The organism is Mycobacterium sp. ST-F2 (assembly GCF_001905655.1).
Taxonomy (GTDB): domain Bacteria; phylum Actinomycetota; class Actinomycetes; order Mycobacteriales; family Mycobacteriaceae; genus Mycobacterium.
The window spans coordinates 1-25,242 of the sequence record NZ_JMHT01000014.1 but is presented as its reverse complement, the minus strand read 5'-3'; the positions used below and the strand labels follow the sequence as shown (position 1 = coordinate 25,242).

The following is a 25,242-nucleotide window of genomic DNA, read 5'->3' as shown; positions in this document are numbered from 1 at the left end:
TGCGGGTGCACTGGCCGGGCTGGCGGGGGTGGCCGGCACCGTCGGGGCGACGCTGACCACGGGCAACGGGTTCTCGGCGACCTGCAATTGCGGGGGTGGTGGGAACGCTTCGGCGACTTCGGGATCCGGCACATAGTCGGGTTGCACCAGCGCCAACAGCCCGAGGCTGGACAGGCCGACGGCGATCAGCGCCGGCCCCCACAACGGCGCGGTCAGCATCGCGCCCCAGGTGCCCCATCCGACGGGCTGGAAGAACGCTTGATAGCCCAGCGCGAAAAGCAGTGGACCCCACGTCACCAGGGCTTGCGAGGGATTGGTGAGGAAGTCGAAGATCATCTGCTGGATCTGCCCTGCCGGGTCCTGCAGGAACTTCCAGATCAGGTCGCCGCCGGGCAGCGTCTTGAGGTAGTTGTACAGCGGATCGCTGATAGCGTCAGACGCGTTCAGCGACGAGCCGGCATCAGCCGCCTGTCCCTGCGCTGCCAACTGCGTGGCGCTTGCCGACGCGGCACCAGCCTCGCCGACGCCGGGCGCCAGCATCATCGGTGCCGGCGTGGTCGCCGGGGCAGCCGCCAGCGCCGCGCCCGACACCGCCTGATAGGTCCCCATCACCGTGGCGGCCTGCAGCCACATCCGGGCGTAGTCGGCCTCGTTCAGCGCGATCGGAATGGTGTTGATGCCAAAGAAATTCGTCGCGAGCAGGGCCGCGTTCACCACGTGGTTGAGCGCCAGCTCCGGCAGCGTCGGCATCGCGGCCAGGGCGGTGGTGTACGCCGCGGCAGCCGTCTCGTGCGCCGCGGCGTTGGCCGCACTGTTGGCGCTGGCCTGGGCCAGCCAGGTCAGATACGGCGCGTGCGAGGAGATGTACTGCTCGGCGCTGGGACCTTCCCACGCACCCGCCTGGACTTCACCCAACAATGCGGTGAGTTCCGCTGCCGCCGAGGCATATTCAGCGCTCAGCGACTGCCAGGCAGCCGCGGCGGCCAGCAGCGAACCCGGGCCGGGTCCACTGGACAGCAGCGTCGAATGGACTTCGGGCGGCAGCGCCGCCCAAATTGGGGAGGTCGGCAGGCCTATCGCCATTGGGGCGGTCGGCAGGCCTATCGCCATTGGGGCGGTCATGTCAGCCCAGCACCGTCACGTAGGTGGCGGCGGCTTGGGCATCGCCCGTGGCGTAACTGATGCCCGATTCGGTGACACCGCCACCGGCACGGCCGAGTTCGGTGACGCCCTGCGCCGCAACCGCCTCGTGTTCGGCGCCGTGGGCGCTCAGTCCGATCGCCGTCTGCAGCGACACGGGATCGGCGGCTGGCGGGATCACCGCGGTGACAACGGGATCGGCCGCGGCGTGCGCGGCGGCGAGGCGGGCGGTCAGTGCCTCGACGGCGGCACCGGCTGCGGTCAGTCCTTCGGGAACGACGCGCAAGGTCATCAGTGGAACTCCCCTCGTTGTGTTCCGGTGGGCCGCCCCGTGATCGGGTCGGCCACCAGCGGATTGATCAACTGGACATACGTGGCTTCGTCGCTGTCGCCGAGCACCATGGCCCGGCCGGCCGGCAACCGGTTGAACCGATAACCGCGGATGCGGCCGCTGTCCTGCGGATTGCCGGACAGCATGACGGTGGTGGCCTGCAGCTCGTTGAGCCTGCGCAGCAGCGGTGCCGTCATCACCGCGTGGGCGGAGCCGGCGGCGCGGGCGGTGACGATCACCCGCAGCCCCAGCTCGGACGCCTGGGACAGCAGCCCCAGCAGCGCCGTCCAGGGCCGCTGGCCGACGAACGGGCCGCTGACCGCGGGGGCATCCGGGATCTGGTCGACGTCGTCGATGATCAGGTAATGGATGTGGTCGCCCTGCCCATTGCGGTAGGTCCACCCACTGAGCTCAGCGGCCGACAGACCCGCTGGGGGCCTGCGCTTTTCGAGCAACGACGCCAGGCCGAGCATCGCCGGGGTGACACGGTCGATGTTGGGGGTGTACTCGTTGTCGGCGAACAGCGGCTCGTCGACCAGATGCAGCCTGCGGTCGACCACCGTGAACGCCACCGACTCCTCGGTCGAGTTGTCCCGGATGGTCCGGATCAGGTGCCGCAGCAGTGTGGTCTTGCCGGACTTGGCATCGCCCAGCACCATCAGCAGCGGGTTGGTCGCGAAGTCGACCGCGACCGGCGCCAGGTCCTGCTCGCGCTGACCGATGACGACGCTCTCGGGGCTCCGATACAGCGGCGCAAGGGTTTCCGGCGCCAGGTCCGTCGGCAGCAGGCGCACGGGCGGTGCCGTCTGGCCCGGGTAGCGGGCATTGATCGCCGGGATCGCGCCGAGATCCGGTGCGGCGAACAGGAAGTGTTCGGCCGCCATGGTCAGGCCGCGGCCCGGCTGGTCGGCGGGGACACCGTCTGCGGGACGGGACAGCGCCGCCACCCCGGGGGTTCCTGCCGGCCGCACATTGCTGTCACGCGAGTCGGCCAGCTTGAGTTCGAGCCGCAGCCCCAGGCCGTCGCGCATCGCCAGCGGCACCTCGAGCCAGTTCGGCGTCGTGATGACGACGTGGATGCCGTAGGCCATGCCGGTGTTGACCAGTTCGGTCACCTTGGACAGCAACGGGTTCCGGGTGTTGAACGTGTCGGTGCTGTCGCGGCTGAACGCGTACAGGTTGTCGATCACCAGGAAGACGTCGCCGTAGCCGTCATCGCGCAAGTCGCCGTCCCCGGCGGCAGCGCGCGCCTGACGCGACGCCAGCAGCTGCTCCAGTTCACCGAAGGTGCGACGGATGCGCTCGGGCTCCAGCGGCGACGCGACGCTGCCGACGTGGGCCAGCGGCTTGAGCGACCGCAGCCCGCCGCCGCCGTAGTCGAGGCAGTAGAACGTGACGGCGCGCGGCGAGTGCGTCGCGGCCGCAGACAGGATGAACGTCTGCAGCGCAGTCGATTTCCCGGACTTCGGCCCGCCATGGACGACCAGGTTGGCGGCCGCCGAGGTGGCGTCGAAGACCAGCGGGTCGCGGCGCATCTGGAACGGCCGGTCGATCTCGCCGAGCGGCCACCGGCCGTGGCCGGCGGGAATGTCGGTGCCGGCCAACAGCTCCGGCAGCGAGATCGGTTCGTCCAGCGGGGCCAGCCACAGGCGCGGCGCCTGCGGGCCGTACTGTGCCAGCTGCTCCCCGATGGTCGCCACCAGCTTGCGAGGCGGACGCAGGTCCGGCGCCGTGTCGGTGACGATCACCGTGTCGGGAGCCGGCGTGACATGGCCCGCCGGGAACAGCTGCGGCTGCGGAACCGCATGCACCACAACCGCTTTCTCGGCGCGCGGCAGGTCGTAGATGCCGTCCACGTAGGTGCTGCGGAACTTGACCGGCACCGCACCGGGGGTGGGGACCAAGAAGCCCTCGCCTTTGTGTTCCGGACCGGCCTCGATGTGGTACGCGTCCTCGACGCCGATGATCTGCCGGCTGATCGACGGGCTCGCGACCTTCAGGCCGATGCGGTAGGAGGTGTTTTTGTCGATGTCCTTGATCCGGCCCACGTCCAGCGTCTGCGATGCGAACAGGATGTGGATGCGGAACGAACGTCCCTTGCGGGCAACGTAATCGAACAGCTCGGCGTACTCCGGGTGGTCGGCGAGCATGAGCGAGAACTCGTCGGCGACCACCAGCAGCGTCGGGATCGGCGGCAGGTCGTGTCCAGCCGCTTGCGCCGCCTCGTATTCGAGCACCGAGTTGAAGGCGCTACCCTGCACGCGGCGTCCGGCCTCCATCAGCAGCTGCTCCCGCCGCGCCACCTCGCCGCGCAGGGTGTCCGCGAACCGGTCGGCCAGCGACCGCTTCTCGGCCATGTTCGAGATGACGGCGACGACCTGCGGGAAGTCCCGGAAGATGTCGGCGCCGGCTTCGCCCTTGAAGTCGGCATAGATGACGATCAGGCGATCGGCCGAGTGAGTCGTCAACAGCGACAACAGGATCGACATCAGGGTCTGCGACTTGCCGGAACCCGTCATACCGATCATCAGACCGTGCGGACCCATGCCGCCTTCGGCCTCGTCCTTCAGGTCGAACATCAGCGGCTCACCGGTGGCGGTGACGCCGATGGGCACCCGCAGCTCGTCGGCCCGCGTCCGTGGCGCCCACAGGCCCGCGACGTCCAGCGCGGCCGCGTCGGGAATGCCCAGCAGGGTCCCGAAGGTGGCCAGGCCGGCGCCCGTGCTCCGGGCCCGGTTCGGGTTGGAGTCCCAGCGCGCGAGACCACGCGCCAGGTGCGCGGCGGCCTGCGGCGAAAAGTCATCGGCGACATCGAAGTACGACTGCCAGCCGGCTGCCGCCAACCGTTCGATGCGGCCGCCGGACACCCGCAGCACGGGGCGGTCGGGGTCCGGGTACTCCGGCTGCTCGGTACTGCGCTGCAGCACGGTGACGCCGGCCAGCCCGGCCCGCGGCAACAGCTCGCCCAGGTCGGCGTCGGGATCATCCACAAGGATCAGCAGGTGTCGCAGCGGCGCGGTGTCGTCGGCGCCGAACGGCTGCCGGTCCGCGAGTTCACCCGACAGCAGGCCGGCGAGCTCCGGAACGCCGGCGGCCAGGTACCGGGCCGCGCCCACGCCGTCGATCTGACCGGGAATGTCACTGTGCGGCAACCACTTCAGCCACGACCAGGCGTCCGATTCCAGGGCCTCGGCATCCGCCGCGGCCAGGCCGATCCCGAGCAGGGCCGGGTCGTGCCAGGTCACCGCTTGCGCGATCCAGGCGCGCACCGCGCCCCGCACCTCGTCGGCGTCACCCAGAACGGTGATCCGCGAGACCTTGGTCAGGTCGATGCCACCGGGCACCGCCGGGACGGTGCGCTGGACGTCGAGCAGTCCGCGCAGTGCGCTGTGCGACACCGGCTCCAGATCGATCTCGGCCGCGGTGTCCTTGACCTGCAGCACGGTTTCCAGACGCGCGTCATGCAGTCCGGCGCGCACCACGAGGAAGTCGGCGTCGTGCGGGTCGCGCTCCCACTGGCGGCGGGTGCCCGCCACGGCAGCCAGTTGTTGGGGACAGGGGTGCGACCACTCGCGGGCGGCGCGCTGTTCGGCGGCCTGGGCGCGGATGTTGTCGCGCACCACCGACAGGTAGCGCAGGTAGTCGGCGCGCTCGGCGTCGACCTCTTCGGTTCGGGTCTTGTTGTCCGAGCCGCGGTAGAAAGCGGTGGCGGCCAACAGCAGAACGAACGGGAAGAACAACGTCTGCGGCGAGATGACGCGCATGCCGGTGGCCACCAGGGCCACGACCATGCCGACGATCAGGATGACGATCAGGTAGGGCAGCACCCGGCGCAGCAATGACGGTGGCACCAACCGCGGCAACTCCGGCGGCGGCTCGATGGTGATGACGCTCGCGCGGGTCGCCGGGATGGGCAGCCGGCGCCGCGCTTCGAAAATCAAACGGCTCACGGGTTCTCCCTCAAGACGGTGTCGGCGGCCGGGCTCGTTCGAGTTGGCACCAGCGCCGGAATCTGCAACGCGTCACTCCGCGACAAGGTCGGGCCGGGCGCGAACTGGCTGAGGATCGACCACGGCACCGGCAGCGGCGACGCGGTGAGCCCCAGCGCGGCAGGGGTTTTGCGGTTGTCGTTGGTGGCGTCTCCCTCGGTGGAGATGCCGTAGCGGACGCCGGTGTCGCTGATCCAGTAACCCGACAGCGTCGCGGTTCCGGCCTGGCCGGTGGCCTGGACGAAGTACCCGGTGCCCGGCGTCACCGCCACGCGCTGCGCGGTGCCGGCCGGTCCGGCCAGCGCCACCGTGCGCTCATCGGTAGGCAGCGGCAGCGTCGCTCCGGACAGCAGGGTGAGCGAGTTGGTCGTGGCGCCATCGTGTTTGGTCCAGCGGGCGCAGGTCAGCGGCGCCTTGGTGGCGTCGACCACGGTGAGCGGACGCTCCGGGTACGCCGCGGTGTTGATCGCCGTCGACACGGGGATGCGGGCCACCTGGTCGGCGGACAGGCGCGGTGGCTGCTCCAGACCGTACGAGTCGGTGTTGCGCAGGATCGCCGCCACCACCTGTGAAATCGGTTGCAGGCCATCGTCGAGCACCGCGTAATAGCGCACCGCGTTGTCGGTGGCGGCCTCGGTCGTGATCGCGGTGACCACGGCGCCGACGGGTGCCGCGACCGGCAGCGGGTACGGCGTCGGCTGGCCCGCGCCCGCGATCACCGGTACGGCCAGCGGAGCCGACTCGGGGATCGCGTTGAACAGGCCGTCGGCGATCGCGCGGGGTGCGGGCAGTGCGGTTCCGTTGGCGCCCAGGCCGAGTGCCGCCGTCACCGCGCGGTTGTTCAGGTCGACCGCGCTGCGCTTGCCATCCCACAACAGCCAGCTGCCACCGTTGACACCGGCGGAGCCGACACCGTCGTTGCGGACCAGCACGGCGTCATGCGCACCGAGCGCGCCGGCACGGGAGCCGCCTTCGGCGAGCGCGCCCGTGATCAGCGTGACCCCAACGACCTCGCCGGTGGCGGCGTCGCACACCGTCCAGTCGGCATCGCGAGAAGTGTTGGGCACCATACGTTCCGGGGCGCCCGGAATACCGATCAGGCTGCCGCGGGGGAACTTGTCCAGCTCGGCGCTGGGGACCATGGTCGGGTTGTCCGGCCGGCCGGCGATGAGCCGGGCCGACGTCAGGTTCAGCACCGGGTGCAACTGCTCGCCCACTCGGACGTACAGCGCGGACGTCTCGCGGTCGGCCAGGATCACGTTGTTGCCCGCGACGCCGGCGGGCCGGATCAGCGAGAAGACGAAGCAGCCCGCAAGCCCCGTCACCAGCACCAGAGCGCCGACCAGGACCGAGCGGCTCTGGGTCCGCAACGGGTCGACCAGCATCCGGGTGTCGTGCAACGCCACGCCAGATGCGATGCGCCGCATGAGGAATCGCCAACCGGACACCTGATGCCGGGTGACGAAGCCGCGCCGGTAGCGGACCTGCTCCGGGTTCTCGTTCACCGGGGTACGGGAACTGAACGTCTTGCGATCGGTCACTCGGGCACCACCAGTCCGAGACCACGCAGCAGCGGCGTGGCCGAGTTGCTGACGTCACCCGAGGTGATCGTCATGAGTTCGTCGTCGGTGAAGTCGTGCGCGGCAAGGTGATCCAGCCGGTACTCGCGTTCTTCTTCGGAGCGCTCCACCAGGTTTCGCACGAAGCGGCCGTTACCCGCGATGTCGAGGCTGCGGCGCGCGACACCGGCCGCGTCGGGCGTCGTCGCCGTGGCGAGGTGCCCGAACAGCTGCTCCATCTCGGCCTGCGCCGCGGGCTCGAAGACACTGTCCCGCTTCTCGGCCATCCGCATGGCGATCTCGGTGAGCTCGGTCGCCGAGTATGACGGGAAGTCGATGCTCCGCGTGAAGCGCGACCGCAGACCTTCGTTGGTGTCCAGGAACATGTCCAGGTCCTTGCGGTAGCCCGCGATGATCACGACCAGACGGTTGCGGTCGTTCTCCATGCGCGCCAGCAGGGTGTCGATGGCGACCAGACCGAAGTCGTTCTTGGCGCCGGTGGACACCAACGCGTACGCCTCGTCGAGGAACAGCACGCCGTCCAGCGCACTGTCGATGATCGCGTTGGTCTTGGCCTCGGTCTCACCGATGTGCTGGCCGATCAGGTCAGCACGGTGCACTTCACGCACCGTCTCCTTGCGCAGCAGGCCCAGGCCGCAGTAAATCTTGGCGACCACACGGGCAATGGTGGTCTTACCGGTTCCGGGAGGTCCGGCGAACACCAGGTGGTTGGTGCGCTGCGCCACGGTCAGGCCGCGCTCCTGACGCCGAATCGACATGGCCACAGAGCTTTTCAGCCGGGCCACCTGGTACTTGACCTCTTCCAGACCGATGAACTCGGCCAGCTCGGCCTCCGCCTCGACGAGCAGATGCGCCTTGCGCGACTTGGCATCCGGGTCGACGAAGTCGGCCTCGGCCGGCTCGGTCTCCGGATCCCACGGGTTGTGCCGGGCCTCGATGCGGGCCGCGGTGGTCGGGTCGATGCCAAAGCTGGTGTCGGTCAACGCATGTTCGGCAGCGGCGTTGTCGGGGTGCGCGGCGTACAGCTCGGCCAGCACGTCGGTGGCCTCGTCGTCTTCGCCCTGAGCGCGCAGGGACAGCGCCTTGACGAGGGTGCCGTCGACCGCCGCGACCGCGATCGGTCCCTCAGGGTCTTCCAGGTGCGACAGCGCCGGGGCGAACATGCCCAGGTGTGCCAGCGCGATACCCAGCGCCACTCGCGCGGCATGTGCGTACGAGGCATCCAGATTCGGATCGCTGACGATCGGGGTCAGCTGCCGGACGACGTCCGACCAGCGCCGGGTGCGGTGGTACATCGCCGCCCGCACCCAGCGGGCCGGCAGCCAGCCCGGCTTGCGATCGAGCAGTTCGCCGACCAGCTGATCGGCCTCTTCGTAGGCACCGGCACCGGCGAGGGTGGCGGCATAAGCAAGCTGGAAGCCATCGCGGTCGGCTGCGCGGAACTGCAGGTACAGACCGCTGTCATAACTGAAGCCCAGATCGCCGTCGGCGAGGTTCAGGGCGCGCTGCAGCACACCGACGGAGGACACCGTCCGCCAGACCGCCTCGACCACATCGGGCGTTGCTGCACCTGCGGCAGCCAAGCCGGTCCAGGCGTCGCAGTGCTCGCCCGCGATACGCGTCAATGTCAGGAAGCCGCCCAGGGCGGCGTCGAGGTCGGCCGGGCGACGGCGACCGTCGACACTCAGGCCGAGCGCCAGACAGCTGGTGGCGAACCGGGTCAGCACGTCACGGTCAACCCGTGTGGTCCCGGCGACCGCAAATGTGTCAGTGCCCATGTTGGTGTTTGCGGGGTATTAGAGTCCCCGCATATCTCCTTAAGTATGCCTAAGCTAACCCTGCGAAGTTAGCATTGCATAACTTAAGTTGTCGAGACGCACCCTGCCCGGTCACCGGGTGACGACGCTCACTCCTTAACGGCAGTGACCAGGCTGTTCGACGCGATCATGGCCGCCGTCTCCGGGCTGGTCGGCACCGGGCGCCCGACCGTCCGGAAGTAGTCGGCCAGACCCGTGGCCTCTGCACGCCAGCCACGCGAGCCGAACCAGTCCTCCGCGGGGGCGATCTGCTCGTTGTAGATCAGTTTGAAGAAGCCTTCCGCCATCTCGTCCGACGCGGCGCGCTTCGCAGCGAACACCTCGGCCGGCATCGGCTTGCCCTCTTCGATCGCCACCCAGCTCCCGGGCGCGGCCAGCCCGTCGATCCCGGTGAACAGCTGCTCCTGGGCGGTGGCGGGCAGATAGATCAAGAGCCCCTCGGCGATCCACGCGGAGGGCTGCGCGGGGTCGAAGCCACTGTCGGTCAGCGCGCGCTGCCAGTCGTCACGCAGGTCGACGGCGATCTCGAGGCGTTCCGCCCTGGGTTCGGCTCCGTTGTCGGCCAAGACCTCTCGCTTGAACTTGAGTACCTGCGGCTGGTCCAGTTCGTAGATCGTGGTGCCGGCGGGCCAGTGCAGCCGGTAGGCGCGCGAGTCCAAACCCGCAGCCAGCAGCACGATCTGGCGCACTCCGGCGTCCATCACGCTGTGGAAGTAGGCATCGAAGTACCTGGTCCTGGCAGCCTGGAAGTCCACGAAGACAGCACCGAAGTCCGGCGTCGCCAACGGGTGCTCCGGGGCTTCACCGTCGAGCACGTCGGACCAGGCACCGCCGACCGCGCGCGTGAACACCTCCGCATATTGGTCCACCGCAAGCGGATTGGGCTTCGCCGCTTCCAACGCTCGCGCCGCGGCAACCATCACCGCAGTCGATCCAACACTCGTATTGATGTCCCAGCTGTCATTGTCGGTCCGCACCCGCGCGAGGGTACGCCCGAAATCTGACGACTGACTCAGACCAACGGACGCCCGGTGCGGATGCGCCAGTCCAGGTCCCTGAGCATCCAGTTGAACGGGAAGCGCCGCAACGGACCGGGCAGCACCCGGTTGACCACTTTCACGACGCCCATCAGCGAATTGAAGCGCTTCTGCCGCTTGGCGTCCCACGGCAGCTGCATCTCGTCACGGAAGCGCTGCGGCAGGAAACCGGTGGTGATCAGCAGGGCGATCGCCTCGGACCGGCGTTGCAGCGGGCCCGGGAGCTGCAGACCCCGCAACCGCGCCGCCGCGATCGGAAACAGATACTCCCGCACCGTGTCGTCGATGTGCACCTGATCCAGGGACTCTTGCCAGTATTTGTCGAACGCGGCCCGGTCGGCCGGCCACATCTCCGGCGTCACCTGCAGTGTCGTGCCCATCGTCATGCCCTGCCGGTAGAACTCCTCGGCGTTTTCCTCATCCAACTCGCCGACGACCAGGCGGTACACGTCGAGCGCGCCCTTGAACAGGCACGCCGCCACCCAGAGCTGCAGGTTCTTGTCCATGGCGCTGTACTTCACCGGGCTGTCCTCGGTGGAGTACACCTGCCGGTGCGCTTTGTTGACCGCGCTGCGGTACGCCGCTTTCTGCTCGTCGGAACCCAGGATTGCGACGGCGAGGTACGTGAACGTGGTCCGGGCCCGCTTGATCGGGTGCAGGTCCGTGCGGCCGCTCTCCACCCGGCTCTCGACGACGCCGTAGCCGACACCCGGCCGGGCCAGCTGCATGATCACGTTGGCCGGGCCCGCGAGCAGCGCTGCGCCGATCAATCCGTCGGAGTACTGGACGCCGCGACGCACCCGACGTCCGGGCGCGCACGCGTTGACCGGAAGTTCCACCAGATCGACCGTCATTGGTCACTCCTCGCAAAAGTGAGAACGATTGATTCCTGATATTGCCTGCGGGCCGGTGCAGGTGTCAAGATGGCGGGGTGCCACAGGTACGGCCGTACCGCGGGATCGACGCGGCAGAACGTCTGGCGGGACGCCGGGCCCGGTTGATCGACGCCGGGCTGGAGATTCTGGGTGGCGCGCCGCCGACGCCCGAACTCACCGTCCGCACCATCTGCGGCGGCGCCGGCGTCGCCATGCGCTACTTCTACGAAAGCTTCGCCGACAAGGACGTTTTCGTCGAAGCCATCTTCGACCACGTCATCGCCGACCTCGCCACCACGACGCAGGCCGCGGTGGCCGCGGCGCCGCCCGACGAGCAGAGCCACGCCGGCATGGCCAACATCGTGCACGCGATCGCCGACGACCCGCGGGTCGGCCGCCTGCTGTTCAGCGTCCACCTGTCCAACGAGGTGGTCGCCCGCAAGCGCAACGAGTCGACGGTCTTCTTCGCCATGCTGCTCGGCCAACACGCGGGCGACGCCCTGCAGCTGCCCGCCGGGGATCGGCGCCGGGCCAGTACTCATTTCGCGGTCGGGGGCGTCGGACAGACGCTCAGTGCCTGGCTCTCCGGTGAAATCACCTTCACCCCAGACGAATTGATCGACCACCTGGCGTTCCTGCTCGACACACTCGGCAAACGGGCCCTCCGCCGGTGACAGGCCCGCACCTGCGCCGGCCCCGGCCTCCGTTGCACCGGCACATCGACTTCTTCGGATACTGGGCGCACGACGGCGCGACGGACATCAGCAGGGCCCTGCCCCGCGGCGCGGCGACCGTCGTCATCGATGTCGGTGGACGCGACCGCATGGACTTTCACACCGCGGACGGCGTCACACTGGCGTCGGCCGCACCCGCGTTCATCACCGGACCCGGCACCCGGTCGTACCTGGCGCGGATGGAACCCGGGCAGACGGTCCTCACCATCCACTTCCACCCCGGCGGCGCGCTGCCGTTCGTCGGAATCCCATTGCACGAACTGGAAAACACGTGCGCCGGCCTGGCCGATATCTGGGGCAATGCCGGCACCATCCTTCGGGAACGACTGGTGGCCGCGCCGACGGCAGCCCAGCGCATCGACCTGCTGGAGACGTTCCTGCTCACCCGGCTCGAACCGCGCGGCGGTGTGCTCACACCCGTCCTGGCGGCTGCCGAACGCCGGCCGTCGCTCAGGGTTTCCGAAGCCGCCGTGCTGACCGGCCTGACGCCCAAACGACTGATAGCGACATTTCGCAGCGAGATCGGCTTGACGCCCAAGACCTATCTGCGGGTACGCAGGCTGCAGTCCTCGCTGCGGCTGCTCGACGCCGACATCGCCGACGGAGCCGACATCGCCGCCGGGCTCGGATACTTCGATCAGTCCCACTTCGTTCGGGAGTTCCGCGAGTTCACCGGGCTGACCCCGACGCAATACGCGCAGCGACGGACCGCGCTGCCCAGCCACATCGGACTGACGGCATAAATATCCAAGCGTGACCCGGCACCGAGCCAGCACCATGAAGGCATGAACAACGCAGGACAAGCAGTGGCGAACACCGGCCTCCTGGTCGCCGCCATCCGCGCCGACGAATCCCGCCGTTCCGACCGCCTTTTCACGGATCCGTTCGCCGAACGCCTGGCCGGTGAGTCAGGCCGCCGGCTGCTCGCCGAGGCCGTCGCCGAAGCCGGAGACCGGCCGACCCGGCAGATCGTGGTGCGCACCCGGTTCTGGGATGACGCCCTGCTCCGCGCCACCCAATCGGTCCGCCTGGTCGTCATCCTTGCCGCGGGGATGGATGCCCGCGCGTTCCGGCTGCCCATGCCCGCCGGCACCACTGTCTACGAACTGGACCAACCCGAGGTGATCGCCGCGAAGGCGGCAGCCCTGGCAGGCGTAGAGCCGCTGTGCGCGCGAGTGGCCGTCGGCGTCGATCTCACCCGTGACTGGACGGATGCCCTGCGGTCCAACGGTTTTGACGACGACCAGCCGACAGTCTGGTTGATCGAAGGGCTGCTGCAATACCTCGACGAGGCCGCGGTCCGGACGGTGTTCGAGCGGGTGGACACGCTGTCGGCGCCCGGTTCGATCCTGCTGTACGACGTCGTCGGCAAGACGCTGCTGGACGCGCAGGTCCTGGCCGCGGTGCGCCAGTCGATGGCCCGCAACGGAGCGCCGTGGTTGTTCGGAACGGACCAACCGGGCGAACTCGCGGAGCGCCACGGCTGGTCATCGGTGGTGACCGACGTGGCCGTCCCCGGCAACGCCTGGGGCCGCTGGTTCGCCCCCGCGGTACCCATGGACGTGCCCGACGTCCCGCGCGGCTACTTCGTCGAGGCGGTGAAATAGCCTGGCCCGCTTTCAGAACGTCATGCACCGAGCGCTTGCAGCCAGGGGTGATCCGGGTGGACTCGCGACAACCACTCGGACAATCTGGAGCGCCGTGACCGGTCCAGCAGAGGGAGTGCGTGCAGGAAGTCCGCTTGATCTTTGGGGCGCAGCCCTTTCGCCTTGAACAGGAGCACAACCTCGGGAATCACATACGGGATGTTGTCGGCGGTACGAAGAATCAGCTCGGCGTAAGGCATGGTGATCGACGCGTCGCGGCGGCAGACCCAGTGGTCGCCGTCGTGCGGCTCACGGAACACGTCGAGGCGATAGCGCCCGGTCGCCGGCTCGCGCAGCCACGTCTGATGCATGGTGTCCGCTCTTTCCGGGAACGGCCAGGCATGGCCGTTCCCGACGACGTCCCATTCGAAGCCAGGGAACGCGCCGACGATCTCGGCGAATTGTTCACGCGGTACTCCGATTTCGAGATCGTCGTGGTCACGTCCGAGTCCACCGACGAACAGGTCCAGCGCCCACCCAGCCGCGACGTACCAGCGTGCCGAGGTGCTCGAGAGCCGTTCGGCGACTTCCCTCGGCGTCCAAGCCTGCCAGAGCTCGTCGCACTCCTCGCCCGATAGTGCGCGTCCTGTCATTGGCTACCGCCCTTCACCGAGCGTGGGGGATTCCGAGGCGACACGCCGGGGGCGACCACGACAACCGCCACGCTCGACGTAGGGGCCGGGCTCACATCAGTGTCCAGCTCAGACCTGAGCCACCGCCGGGCGCCGGTCAGCCGCGGTCCGCGGCTGAGTCATCGCATCGGCCGCGGTGAATTCCTTGGTCCAGCAGGCGAATTCCAAGGTGATGCCATCCGGATCCTGGAAGTAGAACGACCGCACGTACACACCAGGATGCACCGTCGGCGACGCCTGCATGGGGCTCTCGTCGTGGTTCAGCACCGGGCCGACCCGAACGCCCTTTTCTTTCAGCCGTTTCCGGTACTCGTCGAACTTCTCGGCCGGCACGTGAAAGGCCAAGTGGTTCAACGAACCAACGGCACTCATGAACTCACCGATGCCGGGCAGCGCCGCCGGCTGCGAGATGCCGGGCGCGCCGTCTGGCGCCTGGGCGAACCAGAAGAACGCCACGCAGTCGCCGTTACCGGCGTCGAAGAAGAAGTGCTGCCCCATGCCACCGGGCAGGTCGAGCGACTTCACCAGAGGCATGCCCAGCACGCCCGAATAGAAGTCGACGGTTCGTGCCATGTCGGCACAGACCAGGGCGACATGGTTGATGCCGCCCAGCTCGAATTCAGGGTTGCGATTGTCGGGCTTGATCATCGGGCCACTCCTACGCCGGGGTATGGTCAACCAGCGAATCTGAATCTAACATCAGGTTCAGTTTTGTCAATCATGCCCGAGACACTCCGGAAGGACGCCACCGTGACCGTCGCGCCCCGCGAGCAGCTCCCCACCGTGCGGGGCCGCCAGACGCAAGCGGCGATCGACAGCGCAGCCCGCGCCGTCATTGCCCGCAAAGGCATTCTGGCGACCACCATTTCGGACATCGCGGCCGAAGCCGGCCGGTCCACCGCGTCGTTCTACAACTACTACGACTCGAAGGAAGCGATGGTCCGCGAGTGGGCGGAGCGCTTCCGCGACGAAGCCCGCGACCGGGCGCTGGCCGCCACCGGTCCGGAACTGACCAACTGGGAACGCTCCCACCAGGCTGCCGCTGCACACTGGGCCACCTACCGGCACCGGTTGGCCGAGGTCATCGGCATCTCCCAATTGGCCATGGTCAACGACGATTTCGCGCAGTGCTGGGCCGATATCTGCGAACTGCCCATCTCGCTGATCATGTCGATGGTCAAACATGCTCAGCAGCAAGGCTTCTGCCCCGACGACGAACCACGGCTCGTCGCGGTGGCTCTGGTATCGATGCTGAACCAGTTCTGCTATACCCAATTGTCAGGCGACGGCGCCGACACCGCAGACGACGACGCATGCGTCACCACGCTGGCCAACATCTTCTACCGGACCATCTACCACGAGGGGAATCCGCGTACATGAACAGATCGGGAAGCTCGTCCGCCGCGGGAGTCACCCGAGAATTCATCGGGATGGACTCGCCGACCGCGCTGCGCGCCGGGTCCGGTGGGCATCCCTGCCAGGGCATCTACTACCGGGGCATGGGACGCAAGCCCAAGGTGGCGATGATCGCCGCCCACTACCAGATCGACTTCTCCGAGCACTACCTCGCCGATTACATGGCGACCCGCGGTATCGGATTCCTCGGCTGGAACACCCGATTCCGCGGCTACGAATCCAGCTTCCTGCTCGATCACGCACTGGTCGACATCGGTGTCGGGGTGCGCTGGCTGCGCGAAGTGGCCGGGGTGGAAACCGTTATTCTCCTGGGCAATTCGGGGGGCGGCTCTCTGATGGCGGCCTACCAGGCCCAGGCCGTGCGACCGCACATCACGCCGCTGGACGGAATGCGCCCGGCCGCAGGCGTCTACGACCTGCTGCCGGCCGACGGCTACATCTCCAGCGCCGCGCATCCCGGCCGGCCGGACGTTCTCACCAACTGGATGGACGGTTCGGTGACCGACGAGACCGACGCTCTGGCAACCGATCCCGATCTCGACCCGTTCGACCCGCGGAACGGCCCGCCGTTCTCCCCCGATTTCGTCCAGCGCTACCGCGACGCCCAGGTCGCCCGGAACCATGCGATCACCGACTGGGTGGAGGCCGAGTACGCCCGCGTCCGCGCCGCGGGATTCCGGGACCGCACGTTCACCGTCATGCGGACCTGGGCCGACCTGCGCATGATCGACCCGAAGCTCGAGCCCACCAAGCGCCCGCCCAATCAGTGCTACGCGGGCGTCCCCGTCCAGGCCAACCGCTCGGCCAACGGCATCGCCGCCGCCTGCACGCTGCGCAGCTGGCTGACCATGTGGAGCCTGCGGCACGCCCAGACGCGGGCCGAACCGCACCTGGCCCGCATCGACAACCCGGCGCTGGTGATCAACGCCGAGCAGGATTCGGGCGTGTATCCCTCTGACGCCCAATGCATCTTCGACGCGTTGGCCACCACCGACAAGACCCTGCACCCCATCGACTCCGACCACTACTTCACCACCCCCGGCGCCCGCAGCGAGCAGGCCGACGTCATTGCCAAATGGATTGCCAAGCGGTGGCGGTGAACAGACTTCGGGTGCTGGCGCATTTCACGCCCGGTCCGCGCGTCACCGACTTCCTTGCGCCGCTGCAGGATCTGATCGACGTCCGGTTCTGCGCGGCGGACGATGATGCGACGTTCTATCGGGAACTGGCCGACGCCGACGTGCTCTGGCATGTCCTGCGGCCGGTGAGCGCCGAGGATCTGGAACGTGGCCGACGACTCAAGCTGGTCCACAAGATGGGCGCGGGCGTCAACACCATCGACGTCGACGCCGCGACCCGCCTCGGCATCGCGGTGGCCAACATGCCCGGCGCCAACGCGCCGTCGGTCGCCGAAGGCACGGTCATGCTGATGCTGGCCGCGTTGCGCCGGCTGCCCGAACTCGACCGGGCCACCCGAGCGGGTGAGGGCTGGCCGACCGACCCAAGCCTCGGTGAGACGGTGCGGGACCTCGGCAGCTGCACCGTCGGCCTCATCGGGTACGGCAACATCGCCAAGCGGGTCGAGACCATCGTCACCGCCATGGGCGCGACCGTCGTCCACACCAATACCCGTGGCGCACAAGGTCACCCCGGCTGGCGGTCGCTCCCCGACCTGCTCACCACCAGCGACGTCGTCTCACTGCACCTGCCGCTCACCGAACACACCGAGGGCCTACTCGACACCGCCGCACTGGGCTTGATGAAGCCGGGTGCGGTGCTGGTCAACACCTCTCGTGGCGCCGTCATCGACGAAGCCGCGCTGGTGTCGGCCTTGCAGAACGGGCCGCTGCAGGCCGCGGGTCTCGACGTCTTCGCCACCGAGCCCGTCGATCCGGGCAATCCGCTGCTGGCCCTCGACAACGTCGTCGTCAGCCCGCACACCACCTGGTACACCGCCGACACCATGCGCCGCTATCTGGCCGAGGCTGTCGGCAATTGCGAGCGACTCGCCGCTGGACAGCAGCTCGCCAACGTGGTGAACGAGGTGCACTTCTAGACACCCGTCAAGTGGGTTACTCTCGGAACCAACCGACCAGTTATTTGGTTGGGTGCGCCACACAAAGCCCACAGCAGGTCACAGGAGGCAACGATGCCCATCGCGATCATGTCCGAGCACAACGATCTGGCCGATTCGGTCCGATCCCTGGTGGCGCGCGTCGCGCCGTCAGAGGTGCTGCACGAGGCCCTCGAGACCCCGATCAGCAACCCGCCGCCCTACTGGAGCGCAGCCGCTGACCAGGGCCTGCAGGGCCTGCACCTGTCGGAAGCCGTTGGCGGACAAGGCTTCGGCATCCTCGAACTCGCGATCACGCTGGCCGAATTCGGCTACGGCGCAGTCCCCGGCCCGTTCGTCCCGTCGGCCATCGCCAGTGCCTTGATCGCAGCGCACGACCCCAAGTCGCCCCTGCTGCCCGGCCTGGCCTCCGGTGAGACCATCGCCGCCTACGCCCTGAGCTCAGGCCTGACCGCCACGACCCAGGGCGACGGACTGGTCGTCAGCGGTGAGATCCGCGCGGTTCCGGCCGCCGCCCAAGCCGCCCTGTTGGTCGTGCCGGTCGACTCCCAGTGGGTGGTGCTCGACACCGCCGCCCTGCAGATCGACCCGGTGCAGACCGTCGACCCGTTGCACCCGGCGGCCCATGTCCGCGCGGACGCCGTCACGGTCGCCGCCGACCACGTGCTGTCCGGACTGACGCCGGCCCATGCCCGCGCGCTGATCACCACGCTGCTCGCGGCCGAATGCGTCGGTGTCGCACGCTGGGCCACCGACACCGCGGCCGGGTACGCCAAGATCCGTGAGCAGTTCGGCCGGCCCATCGGCCAGTTCCAGGCCATCAAGCACAAGTGCGCCAACATGATTGCCGAGACCGAGCGCGCCACGGGTGCGGTCTGGGATGCCGCCCGCGCACTCGACGACCACGCGTCGGGCGACACCGAGTCCGACTACCAGTTCGCCGCCGCGGTCGCCGCGACGCTGGCGCCCGTCGCCGCCCAGCACTGTGCGCAGGACTGCATCCAGGTCCACGGCGGCATCGGCTTCACCTGGGAACACGACACCAACGTCTACTACCGGCACGCCATCGGCCTGGTCGCCGGATTCGGCCGCGCCGCCGACCACCCCCGGCAGGTGGTGGACCTTGCCACGACCTCCGGCATGCGGTCCATCGACATCGACCTCGATCCGGACACCGAGAAGCTGCGCGCCGAGATTCGCGCGGAAGTGGCTGCGCTGAAAGCACTTCCGAGCGGACCCGAGCGCAATGCCGCGATCGCCGAGGGTGGCTGGGTGCAGCCACACCTGCCAACGCCGTGGGGCCGGGCCGCCGCGCCCATCGAGCAGATCATCATCGCCCAGGAGTTCAGCACCGGGAAGGTGCGTCGCCCGCAGATGGGCATCGCGGCGTGGATCATCCCGTCGATCGTGGCGTTCGGCACCAACAAGCAGCAGCAGGACTTCCTGCCGCCGACCTTCCGCGGCGACATGATCTGGTGCCAGCTGTTCTCCGAGCCGGGAGCCGGCAGTGACCTGGCCAGCCTGACCACCAAGGCCGTGAAGGTCGACGGCGGCTGGCGCATCACGGGCCAGAAGATCTGGACCACGGGAGCCCAGTACTCCGCGTGGGGTGCGCTCCTGGCCCGGACGGACTCCAATGTGCCGAAACACCAAGGCATCACGTATTTCCTGCTCGACATGTTGAGCCCGGGTGTCGAGGTCAAGCCCCTGCGCGAGCTCACCGGCAACGCCATGTTCAACACCGTCTTCATCGACGACGTGTTCGTACCCGACGACATGGTGCTGGGCGAGGTGAACCGCGGCTGGGAGGTCAGCCGCAACACCCTGACCAACGAGCGGGTGTCCATCGGCAGCAGCGAGCCGCCGTTCTTGGCCAGCCTCGAGCAGTTCGTCGAGTTCCTGCGGGACGGCGAGTTCGATGAACTGCAGCGCCACGAAGCCGGCAAGCTGATCGCCGAGGGCCACGCCGCCAAGCTGCTCAACATGCGGTCGACACTGCTGACCCTGGCCGGCGGCGATCCGATGCCTGCCGCCGCGATCTCCAAGCTGCTGTCCATGAAGACCGGTCAGGGTTACGCCGAATTCGGTGTCGCGTCATTCGGCAGCGAGGCCGTCGTCGGCGATCTGCAGCAGCCTTCGGGCAAGTGGGACGAGTACCTGTTGGCGGGCCGCGCGACGACCATCTACGGCGGTACCTCCGAGGTGCAGCTGAACATCATCGCCGAGCGGCTCCTGGGCCTGCCCCGCGACCCGTAACCCACAACCCGTCCCGCGAGCAGACGCAAAACTGTCGTTTCCGGCGGGAAAACGACAGTTTTACGTCTGCTCGCGGAGGCGTACCGTTGACGTAGGCGGACCATTCCTTGGTGGTGACGATCATGACCACAGACGAGCTGACGACACGACTGTCGCGCGCGCTGCGACCGGTGTTCATTGGGACCGTCGCGATCGCATTCACGGTCCTGCCGACGGCCCTGCACAGCCCGACCACAACGCTGCAGGCGGGCGGGGATCCGTGCGTCAACGGCGTGGTCCCGTGGAACCCCTACGTCGTGAACTGCAACCTGCCGGACCGGAACACGCCCAAGGTCCGCGGCGCGGCTCCCGACGCAGGCGCCATCATCGCGTGCCGCGGCAGGCCGGCTTGCCTGTCCTGGTACGTCAACGGGTACTAGAGGTCCATATCCCGTAGCGCGCGCTTGAGGATCTTGCCCGTGGGGTTGCGTGGCAGCTCGTCGAGGAAGACGACCTCACGCGGAACCTTGTAGCGTGCCAGGTGATCTCGCACGTAGGCCTTGATGTCGTCCTCACTGACCGTCGCTCCCTCGGTCTTGACGACGAAGGCCCGCAGTCGCGCGCCGAAGTCCTTGTCGTCGACACCGATCGCGGTCGCCTCCACCACGTCGGGGTGTCCGCTGATCAGGTCCTCGACCTCGGCCGGGAACACATTCTCGCCGCCGGAGACGATCATCTCGTCGTCCCGGCCACTGACGTACAGCAGTCCGCGTTCGTCGAAATAGCCGACGTCGCCCGACGACAGCATGCCGTCGATGATCTCCTTGCCACCGCCGCCGGTATACCCCTCGAACGGGAAGGTGGTGCCGACGAAGATGCGGCCGACGCTACCCTGCGGCAGCTCCTTGCCGTTGTCGTCGAAGATCTTCACGCGGACGCCCTTGACCACCGGGCCGACCGTCGCCGGGTTGATCGACAGATCCTGCGGACGCGCGATGGTGGCGAACGAGATCTCGGTCGAGCCGTACAGGTTGTAGATCACCGGGCCCAAATCCTTGAGCGCGCGCGTCGCCAGCTCGGCGCCCAGCTGCGAACCCGACACGAAGACGATGCGCAGGCTGGACAGGTTCGGCTTGGGCGAGGTCTTGTCCAGCTCGTCGAGGATGCGCGACAGCATCACCGGCACGACCACCATGGCGGTCACATGGTGCCGTTCGATGTCGGCAAGCACCGTGGCCGGTTTGAACCGTCGGCGCAACACCAACGTGCTGCCGAGCAGCATGGCGATGGTCGAGTGCAGGTAGCCCAGCGCGTGGAACATCGGCGCCGGCAGGCTGGTCACCTCGCCGGACTTGAACGGCACCGACGACAGCACGCCGCCCACCGGGGCCAGTGACGGCGGGGCACTTCGGTTGGCGCCCTTGGGAGTTCCCGTGGTGCCGCTGGTCAGGATGATGATCGACGCCGCCTTGGAGACCTTCGGCGGCGCGAGGCTGCTGGTGCGGGCGATGACGTCGGCCAGCGATTCGTCGATGCTGCCCGACGGTTCCGGCTTGTCCGGGTTGTGTCCGAGCGCCCGCAGCTTGCCCAGGGGCGGCTCGGACAGCGCGACGGCGTCGGCGTATTCGTCGTCGTAGATGATGAGCTGCGCGCCCTCGCGTTCGGAGACCTCTTTGATCTGCGGACCCGAGAATTCGGTGTTCATCAGGATGATTCGCGCGCCGACCCGCGCCGCGCCGTACACCGAGATCAGGAACCACCGGTGGTTGCGGGCCAGGATCGCCACACCCTCGCCGGCCTGAACGCCTTTGGCGCGCAACGCGTTGGCCGTCGCGTTCACCGCGTCGTCGAACTCCTGGAAAGTGATGTCGCCGTCGTCGTCGATGACGGCGGTGCGGTGCGGGGTACGACGCGCGTTGAGCGCCGGGACCATGCCGATCTCGCCCCAGCGCACGATGTCCGCGAGCATCGCGGCGATGTGCTGCGGCGATTCGAGTTTGAGCGCGCCCGCCTCGAACATCTTCCTGGCGTAGTGCAATTCGGCGACGCCACGGTCGACGTATTTACCGACCGATTTCTCCAAAGATTCCTGAACCTTGTTTGCTACCTGCGATGGGAGGTCAGTCAGCTTCACCATGAGCCAACCATAGGTGACACCACGGGTAACGCGGCCGGAACTCCGTCTCCAATTACCATGACTTCATGGGTGACTCGCGGTCCCTCGAGGTGGGCGGGCGCGAGGTTGCCGTGAGCAACCCGGACAAGGTGATCTTCCCCGAGCCCGGCGTGACCAAGCTCGACCTGGTCAACTACTACCTGTCCGTCGCCGACGGCGCGCTGCGCGGTGTGGCGCGGCGGCCCATGATCCTGAAGCGGTTCGTCAAAGGCATTGCCCAGGAAGCGATCTTTCAGAAGCGGGCACCTACGAGCCGGCCGGACTGGATCGACGTCGCCGAGCTGAAGTACGCCTCCGGCACCTCGGCGAAGGAAGCCGTCATCGACGAGGCGGCGGGGCTGGTGTGGGCCGTGAGCCTGGGCTGCATCGACTTCAACCCGCATCCGGTCCGGGCCGACGACCTGGAACACCCCGACGAGCTGCGCGTCGACCTGGACCCCATGCCGGGTGTCGAGTGGCCGCAGATCCTCGACGTGGCAGCCGTCGTCCGTGACGTGCTCACCGACTACGGGCTGACGGCCTGGCCCAAGACCTCGGGCTCGCGGGGCTTCCACATCTACGCCCGGATCGAGCGGAAGTGGCCGTACAAGCAGGTCCGCCTGGCCGCCCAGACCGTGGCCCGCGAGGTGGAGCGCCGGGCACCTGAGTTGGCGACCAGCCGGTGGTGGAAAGAGGAACGCCAGGGCGTGTTCGTCGACTTCAACCAGAACGCGAAGGACCGCACGGTGGCGTCGGCCTACTCGGTGCGGTCGCGGCCCGATGCCCGGGTGTCGACACCGCTGTTCTGGGACGAGGTGCCCGGCTGCCGTCCGGAGGATTTCACCGTGGCGACGGTCCCCGACCGGTACGCGCAATTCGGCGATCCGTGGGCCGCGATGGACGACGAGGCCGGCGGCCTGGAGGGGTTGCTGGCGCTGGCCGAAGAACTCGGCCCGATGCCCAAGGCGGACAAACCCGGGGGCAGTGCGGCGGCCGACGGGCGGCGGACGTCGCAGATGCCGCTCATCGAGGTCGCCCGGACCAAGACCCGCGACGAGGCGATGGCCGCGCTCGACACATGGCGCGCAAGGCATCCGGAGGCGGCATCTGCCCTGGAAGCCATTGATGTTCTGGTCGACGGCATGCGTGGGCCCAGCTCGATCTGGTACCGCATCCGGATCAACCTGCAGCACGTGCCGGAGGAACTGCGGCCGCCGCAAGAGCCGCTCATCGCCGACTATTCGCCGTGGGTGGGCTACCAGGGCAACCAGTGGCGCCGTGGGTGAGCGTTACCCCGCCGAGACCATGTTTGCTAGCTGCAGCTATCACAATCCTTAGCGATGATTTAGGACTTACTCCCCGGTACCTTAACTTGGCCACATAACTTCGATCTCGAGCCGGAGAAACGACACAGCTGTCGGGCGTTCGGCAACATCGAAGGGAGGCATCACATGGCTGTAGTGACAGGCAAGGCCACCGGCGACGCAACAACGTCTGCCGCTTTCCGCTATGGCAATCCGGCGGTCGCCTGCGGCGACGCCGAGGTGCGCGCCCAGTGCCGCCAACTGGCGACGGTACTCACCGTCACCGGAGTCATCGACGAAACTGATGTGGACCTGGTTGCAGCGCAGGCACGGCGCTGCGTCCTCCCCGAGAAGCCGTTCATCCTGGACCTGAGCGGGGTCACCTCGTTCGCCGTGTCCTGCGTCGAACTGCTCGACAAGGTCAACGACAGCTGCATCGCAGCAGGTAATGAGTGGTCCCTCATCGCATCCCAGCCGGTTTCGACCGCACTGCTGGCCTGCGGCGCAGAGTCCGCCTTCCCGACCGCAACCTCCGTCTCCGAAGCGCTGCACCACTTCTCGGACAGCATGTACGAGCGCCGTCGGTTGCTGCCGTTCCTCACCAAGAAGTCCGCGTAAGACAGGAACTGAACATGTTGATCGATCTCCGTTGGCTGAGCGCCCTGCTTCACCACCACCGTCGTAAGACGCATCTGGCGACGCCGGCCTTCTGACACCACCAACCTCCATCACGGTGCCGACACCAATCCTGGTGTCGGCACCGTGTTTTTTGTTGGCGTTGACTCCGCGCCCATGGCGGAAAAGCCCGAGTGCGAAGCACCCTGGGCGCTGGGTCAACGTCAGGAACTGAAGTCGACGCGGACGATCACGCTGTCATCCCAGACATTTCGATTGCGCGCCTTGCGCCACTTCTCCCGCAGCGGCAGACCCGCATGCACCTGCGTCACGCCCGGAATCCTGATGAGCGGCACCAGATTCCACTGCCAGCCGTACCGGCGGTGCAGCACGCGGTTCGCCGCCTCCCCCTCCGCGTCGGCCAGGATCCTCGCCGTGCCGGTGAATACCGTTGCCCCGCTCAGCTTCCGACCGCGGTAATCGCACGCGGTCAACTCCACCTGCGGATGAGCCCGTAGACGGGCGGTTTTCGGTCCGCGCTTGGTCCGGAAGACCACGGACTTCTCCTGCACGGCGAACCACATCGGGGTGTCGACCGGTTCGCCGTTCTTCTTGTAGGTCCGGAGCAGCGCGTAGCGGGTCCTGCTCAGTTCATCGATGTCCGAACGCTGTGTGTTGGTAGCCATGCGGACAGTCAACGACTTAGAGTTGGCTCCAAGTCAAGGGCTTCACAAGGAGTGTCATGCCTATGTTCACCATCGGCGAAGTGTCGGCGCGCGCCGAGGTCGCCGCGACGACACTGCGGTACTACGAACAGATCGGACTGATCCCGGCGCCCGCCCGAGCCGGCGGCCAGCGCCGCTACAACGACTCCGTCGTGGACCGACTCAACGTCATTCGGGTGTGCAAGACCGCCGGGTTCTCCCTCGAGGAGATTCAGTTGCTGTTCGCCGACGACGCTCCCGGCCGCCCCGCCAGTCGCGCGCTGGCCGAGACCAAGCTCGCCGAGATCGACGCCAAGATCGCCGAGTTGCACCTGGCCCGGGCCATCGTCGAATGGGGTATCCAGTGCACCTGCCCGTCGATCGACGCCTGCACCTGCGGCATCCATCCGATGCCAAACCGGAGCGCGCCCGCCAGCTGATGCGCGTCAGTGCCCGCTCGGGCGGCTGCCACCGACTTCTGCGGGCAACGGCGGCGGCAGTGGCGTCGTCGGCACGGGCGCGGGGGCGCCGGTGACCGGTGCCGCCGGAGTGCCGGCCGGCGCGGCGGCCGGTGCCGGTGCCGGCGTCGCGGCCGCAGTTCCGGTCAACGGCCCGCCACTGCGGAAGAAGGTCATGGGTTCCGACCGGATGGACTGTGAGCCCGACCTGATATCAAGCGATTTCGCGCTCACTACATAGGTGATGCCGTCGGTCGTCGCGGTGTAGCCGCCCTGGCCGTCCGCGCTCGCGGCGACGATCAGCTTCGCTCCGTCACTGATGCGGACCCCGCGATACTGGTACTGACCGCCGGAGTTCCGGCAGATGGCCACCCGCGACGAGGCGGTGCTCCCGAACGCCACCGCCGTATCCCCTGTCGGGCAGCGCGCCGTCGAATCGACGAACCCCTGTGCGTCCGTGGCGGGGTCGGCCGGTGCCGCCGGGGGCCCCCCCCCCCACA

Annotated in this window: 23 protein-coding genes; 11 read left to right on the top strand and 12 right to left on the bottom strand. The window is 68.0% G+C overall.

Annotated features, from left to right (window positions below; translation table 11 throughout):
- From EB75_RS06660 to EB75_RS06630, 7 genes are all read right to left on the bottom strand, one after another.
- Positions 1-1,083, bottom strand: a 1,083-nt coding sequence (locus EB75_RS06660) for a PPE family protein (protein ID WP_073694681.1), incomplete at its 3' end; no start/stop codon positions are given.
- Positions 1,084-1,123: 40 nt separating this feature from the next.
- Positions 1,124-1,432 carry a PE family protein gene (locus tag EB75_RS06655; RefSeq protein WP_073694680.1) on the bottom strand — a complete coding sequence of 103 codons (309 nt, stop codon included), beginning with the start codon at positions 1,430-1,432 and terminating at the stop codon, positions 1,124-1,126.
- Positions 1,432-5,421, bottom strand: coding sequence for a type VII secretion protein EccCa (gene eccCa / locus EB75_RS06650; RefSeq protein WP_073694679.1), 3,990 nt, complete (start codon positions 5,419-5,421; stop codon positions 1,432-1,434). The genes EB75_RS06655 and eccCa overlap by 1 nt, the downstream gene beginning before the upstream one ends.
- The gene (gene eccB, locus EB75_RS06645) at positions 5,418-7,001 is read right to left on the bottom strand and encodes a type VII secretion protein EccB (RefSeq protein WP_073694678.1); all 1,584 of its coding nucleotides are present in this window, start codon (positions 6,999-7,001) and stop codon (positions 5,418-5,420) included. The genes eccCa and eccB overlap by 4 nt, the downstream gene beginning before the upstream one ends.
- Complete coding sequence (gene eccA, locus EB75_RS06640) at positions 6,998-8,818, bottom strand: type VII secretion AAA-ATPase EccA (RefSeq protein ID WP_073694677.1); 1,821 nt, start codon at positions 8,816-8,818, stop codon at positions 6,998-7,000. The genes eccB and eccA overlap by 4 nt, the downstream gene beginning before the upstream one ends.
- A gap of 128 nt (positions 8,819-8,946) precedes the next feature.
- Positions 8,947-9,834, bottom strand: coding sequence for an SAM-dependent methyltransferase (locus tag EB75_RS06635; RefSeq protein ID WP_073694676.1), 888 nt, complete (start codon positions 9,832-9,834; stop codon positions 8,947-8,949).
- 35 nt (positions 9,835-9,869) lie between these two features.
- Positions 9,870-10,748, bottom strand: a complete 879-nt coding sequence (locus tag EB75_RS06630) for an oxygenase MpaB family protein (RefSeq protein WP_073694675.1) — start codon at positions 10,746-10,748, stop codon at positions 9,870-9,872.
- 77 nt (positions 10,749-10,825) lie between these two features.
- Here EB75_RS06630 and EB75_RS06625 point away from each other — a divergent pair, with 77 nt between their 5' ends.
- From EB75_RS06625 to EB75_RS06615, 3 genes are read left to right on the top strand one after another with little or no spacing between them, the layout of a single operon-like run.
- Entirely contained in the window at positions 10,826-11,443 is a 618-nt protein-coding gene (locus EB75_RS06625) for a TetR/AcrR family transcriptional regulator (RefSeq protein WP_073694674.1), read from the top strand.
- Positions 11,440-12,246: a helix-turn-helix domain-containing protein gene (locus EB75_RS06620; protein WP_073694673.1), complete on the top strand. Its 807-nt coding sequence runs from the start codon at positions 11,440-11,442 to the stop codon at positions 12,244-12,246. Before EB75_RS06625 ends, EB75_RS06620 begins: the two co-directional genes overlap by 4 nt.
- Before the next feature lie 42 nt (positions 12,247-12,288).
- Positions 12,289-13,110, top strand: coding sequence for an SAM-dependent methyltransferase (locus tag EB75_RS06615; protein WP_073694672.1), 822 nt, complete (start codon positions 12,289-12,291; stop codon positions 13,108-13,110).
- 20 nt (positions 13,111-13,130) lie between these two features.
- Here the strand turns inward: EB75_RS06615 and EB75_RS06610 are convergent, their stop codons facing one another.
- Together EB75_RS06610 and EB75_RS06605 are read right to left on the bottom strand one after the other, a co-directional pair.
- Complete coding sequence (locus tag EB75_RS06610) at positions 13,131-13,742, bottom strand: nucleotidyltransferase domain-containing protein (protein WP_073694671.1); 612 nt, start codon at positions 13,740-13,742, stop codon at positions 13,131-13,133.
- 108 nt (positions 13,743-13,850) lie between these two features.
- Positions 13,851-14,429 (bottom strand): VOC family protein, encoded by a 579-nt coding sequence (locus EB75_RS06605; protein ID WP_073694670.1) that lies wholly within the window; start codon positions 14,427-14,429, stop codon positions 13,851-13,853.
- A gap of 102 nt (positions 14,430-14,531) precedes the next feature.
- Here EB75_RS06605 and EB75_RS06600 point away from each other — a divergent pair, with 102 nt between their 5' ends.
- The 5 genes from EB75_RS06600 to EB75_RS29205 all read left to right on the top strand — a co-directional run bounded on the left by EB75_RS06600 (position 14,532) and on the right by EB75_RS29205 (position 19,946).
- The gene (locus tag EB75_RS06600; protein ID WP_073694684.1) at positions 14,532-15,161 is read left to right on the top strand and encodes a TetR/AcrR family transcriptional regulator; all 630 of its coding nucleotides are present in this window, start codon (positions 14,532-14,534) and stop codon (positions 15,159-15,161) included.
- Positions 15,158-16,297: an alpha/beta hydrolase gene (locus EB75_RS06595; RefSeq protein ID WP_073694669.1), complete on the top strand. Its 1,140-nt coding sequence runs from the start codon at positions 15,158-15,160 to the stop codon at positions 16,295-16,297. Before EB75_RS06600 ends, EB75_RS06595 begins: the two co-directional genes overlap by 4 nt.
- Positions 16,273-17,253: a 2-hydroxyacid dehydrogenase gene (locus EB75_RS06590; protein ID WP_073694668.1), complete on the top strand. Its 981-nt coding sequence runs from the start codon at positions 16,273-16,275 to the stop codon at positions 17,251-17,253. Before EB75_RS06595 ends, EB75_RS06590 begins: the two co-directional genes overlap by 25 nt.
- 93 nt (positions 17,254-17,346) lie before the next feature.
- Positions 17,347-19,527: an acyl-CoA dehydrogenase family protein gene (locus tag EB75_RS06585; RefSeq protein ID WP_073694667.1), complete on the top strand. Its 2,181-nt coding sequence runs from the start codon at positions 17,347-17,349 to the stop codon at positions 19,525-19,527.
- Positions 19,528-19,649: 122 nt separating this feature from the next.
- Positions 19,650-19,946 carry a hypothetical protein gene (locus EB75_RS29205; protein WP_073694683.1) on the top strand — a complete coding sequence of 99 codons (297 nt, stop codon included), beginning with the start codon at positions 19,650-19,652 and terminating at the stop codon, positions 19,944-19,946.
- On the opposite strand, the gene fadD2 is transcribed toward EB75_RS29205, so the two are convergent.
- On the bottom strand, positions 19,943-21,643 hold the full coding sequence (fadD2, locus tag EB75_RS06575) for a long-chain-fatty-acid--CoA ligase FadD2 (RefSeq protein WP_073694666.1): 1,701 nt from the start codon (positions 21,641-21,643) through the stop codon (positions 19,943-19,945). The genes EB75_RS29205 and fadD2 overlap by 4 nt on opposite strands.
- 65 nt (positions 21,644-21,708) lie before the next feature.
- On the opposite strand from fadD2, the gene ligD reads away from it, so the two are divergent.
- Together ligD and EB75_RS06565 are read left to right on the top strand one after the other, a co-directional pair.
- A complete protein-coding gene (gene ligD / locus EB75_RS06570; protein ID WP_073694665.1) occupies positions 21,709-22,947 on the top strand; it encodes a non-homologous end-joining DNA ligase in 1,239 nt (412 codons plus the stop codon).
- 165 nt (positions 22,948-23,112) lie between these two features.
- Positions 23,113-23,583 carry an STAS domain-containing protein gene (locus EB75_RS06565; protein WP_073694664.1) on the top strand — a complete coding sequence of 157 codons (471 nt, stop codon included), beginning with the start codon at positions 23,113-23,115 and terminating at the stop codon, positions 23,581-23,583.
- Between the two features lie 221 nt (positions 23,584-23,804).
- On the opposite strand, the gene EB75_RS06560 is transcribed toward EB75_RS06565, so the two are convergent.
- Positions 23,805-24,266 carry a PPOX class F420-dependent oxidoreductase gene (locus tag EB75_RS06560; protein WP_073694663.1) on the bottom strand — a complete coding sequence of 154 codons (462 nt, stop codon included), beginning with the start codon at positions 24,264-24,266 and terminating at the stop codon, positions 23,805-23,807.
- Positions 24,267-24,328: 62 nt separating this feature from the next.
- Here EB75_RS06560 and EB75_RS06555 point away from each other — a divergent pair, with 62 nt between their 5' ends.
- Positions 24,329-24,724, top strand: coding sequence for a MerR family transcriptional regulator (locus EB75_RS06555; protein ID WP_073694662.1), 396 nt, complete (start codon positions 24,329-24,331; stop codon positions 24,722-24,724).
- 6 nt (positions 24,725-24,730) lie between these two features.
- Here EB75_RS06555 and EB75_RS06550 read toward each other — a convergent pair whose 3' ends face one another.
- A complete protein-coding gene (locus EB75_RS06550) occupies positions 24,731-25,144 on the bottom strand; it encodes a hypothetical protein (protein WP_174557636.1) in 414 nt (137 codons plus the stop codon).
- Positions 25,145-25,242 lie beyond the last annotated feature (98 nt).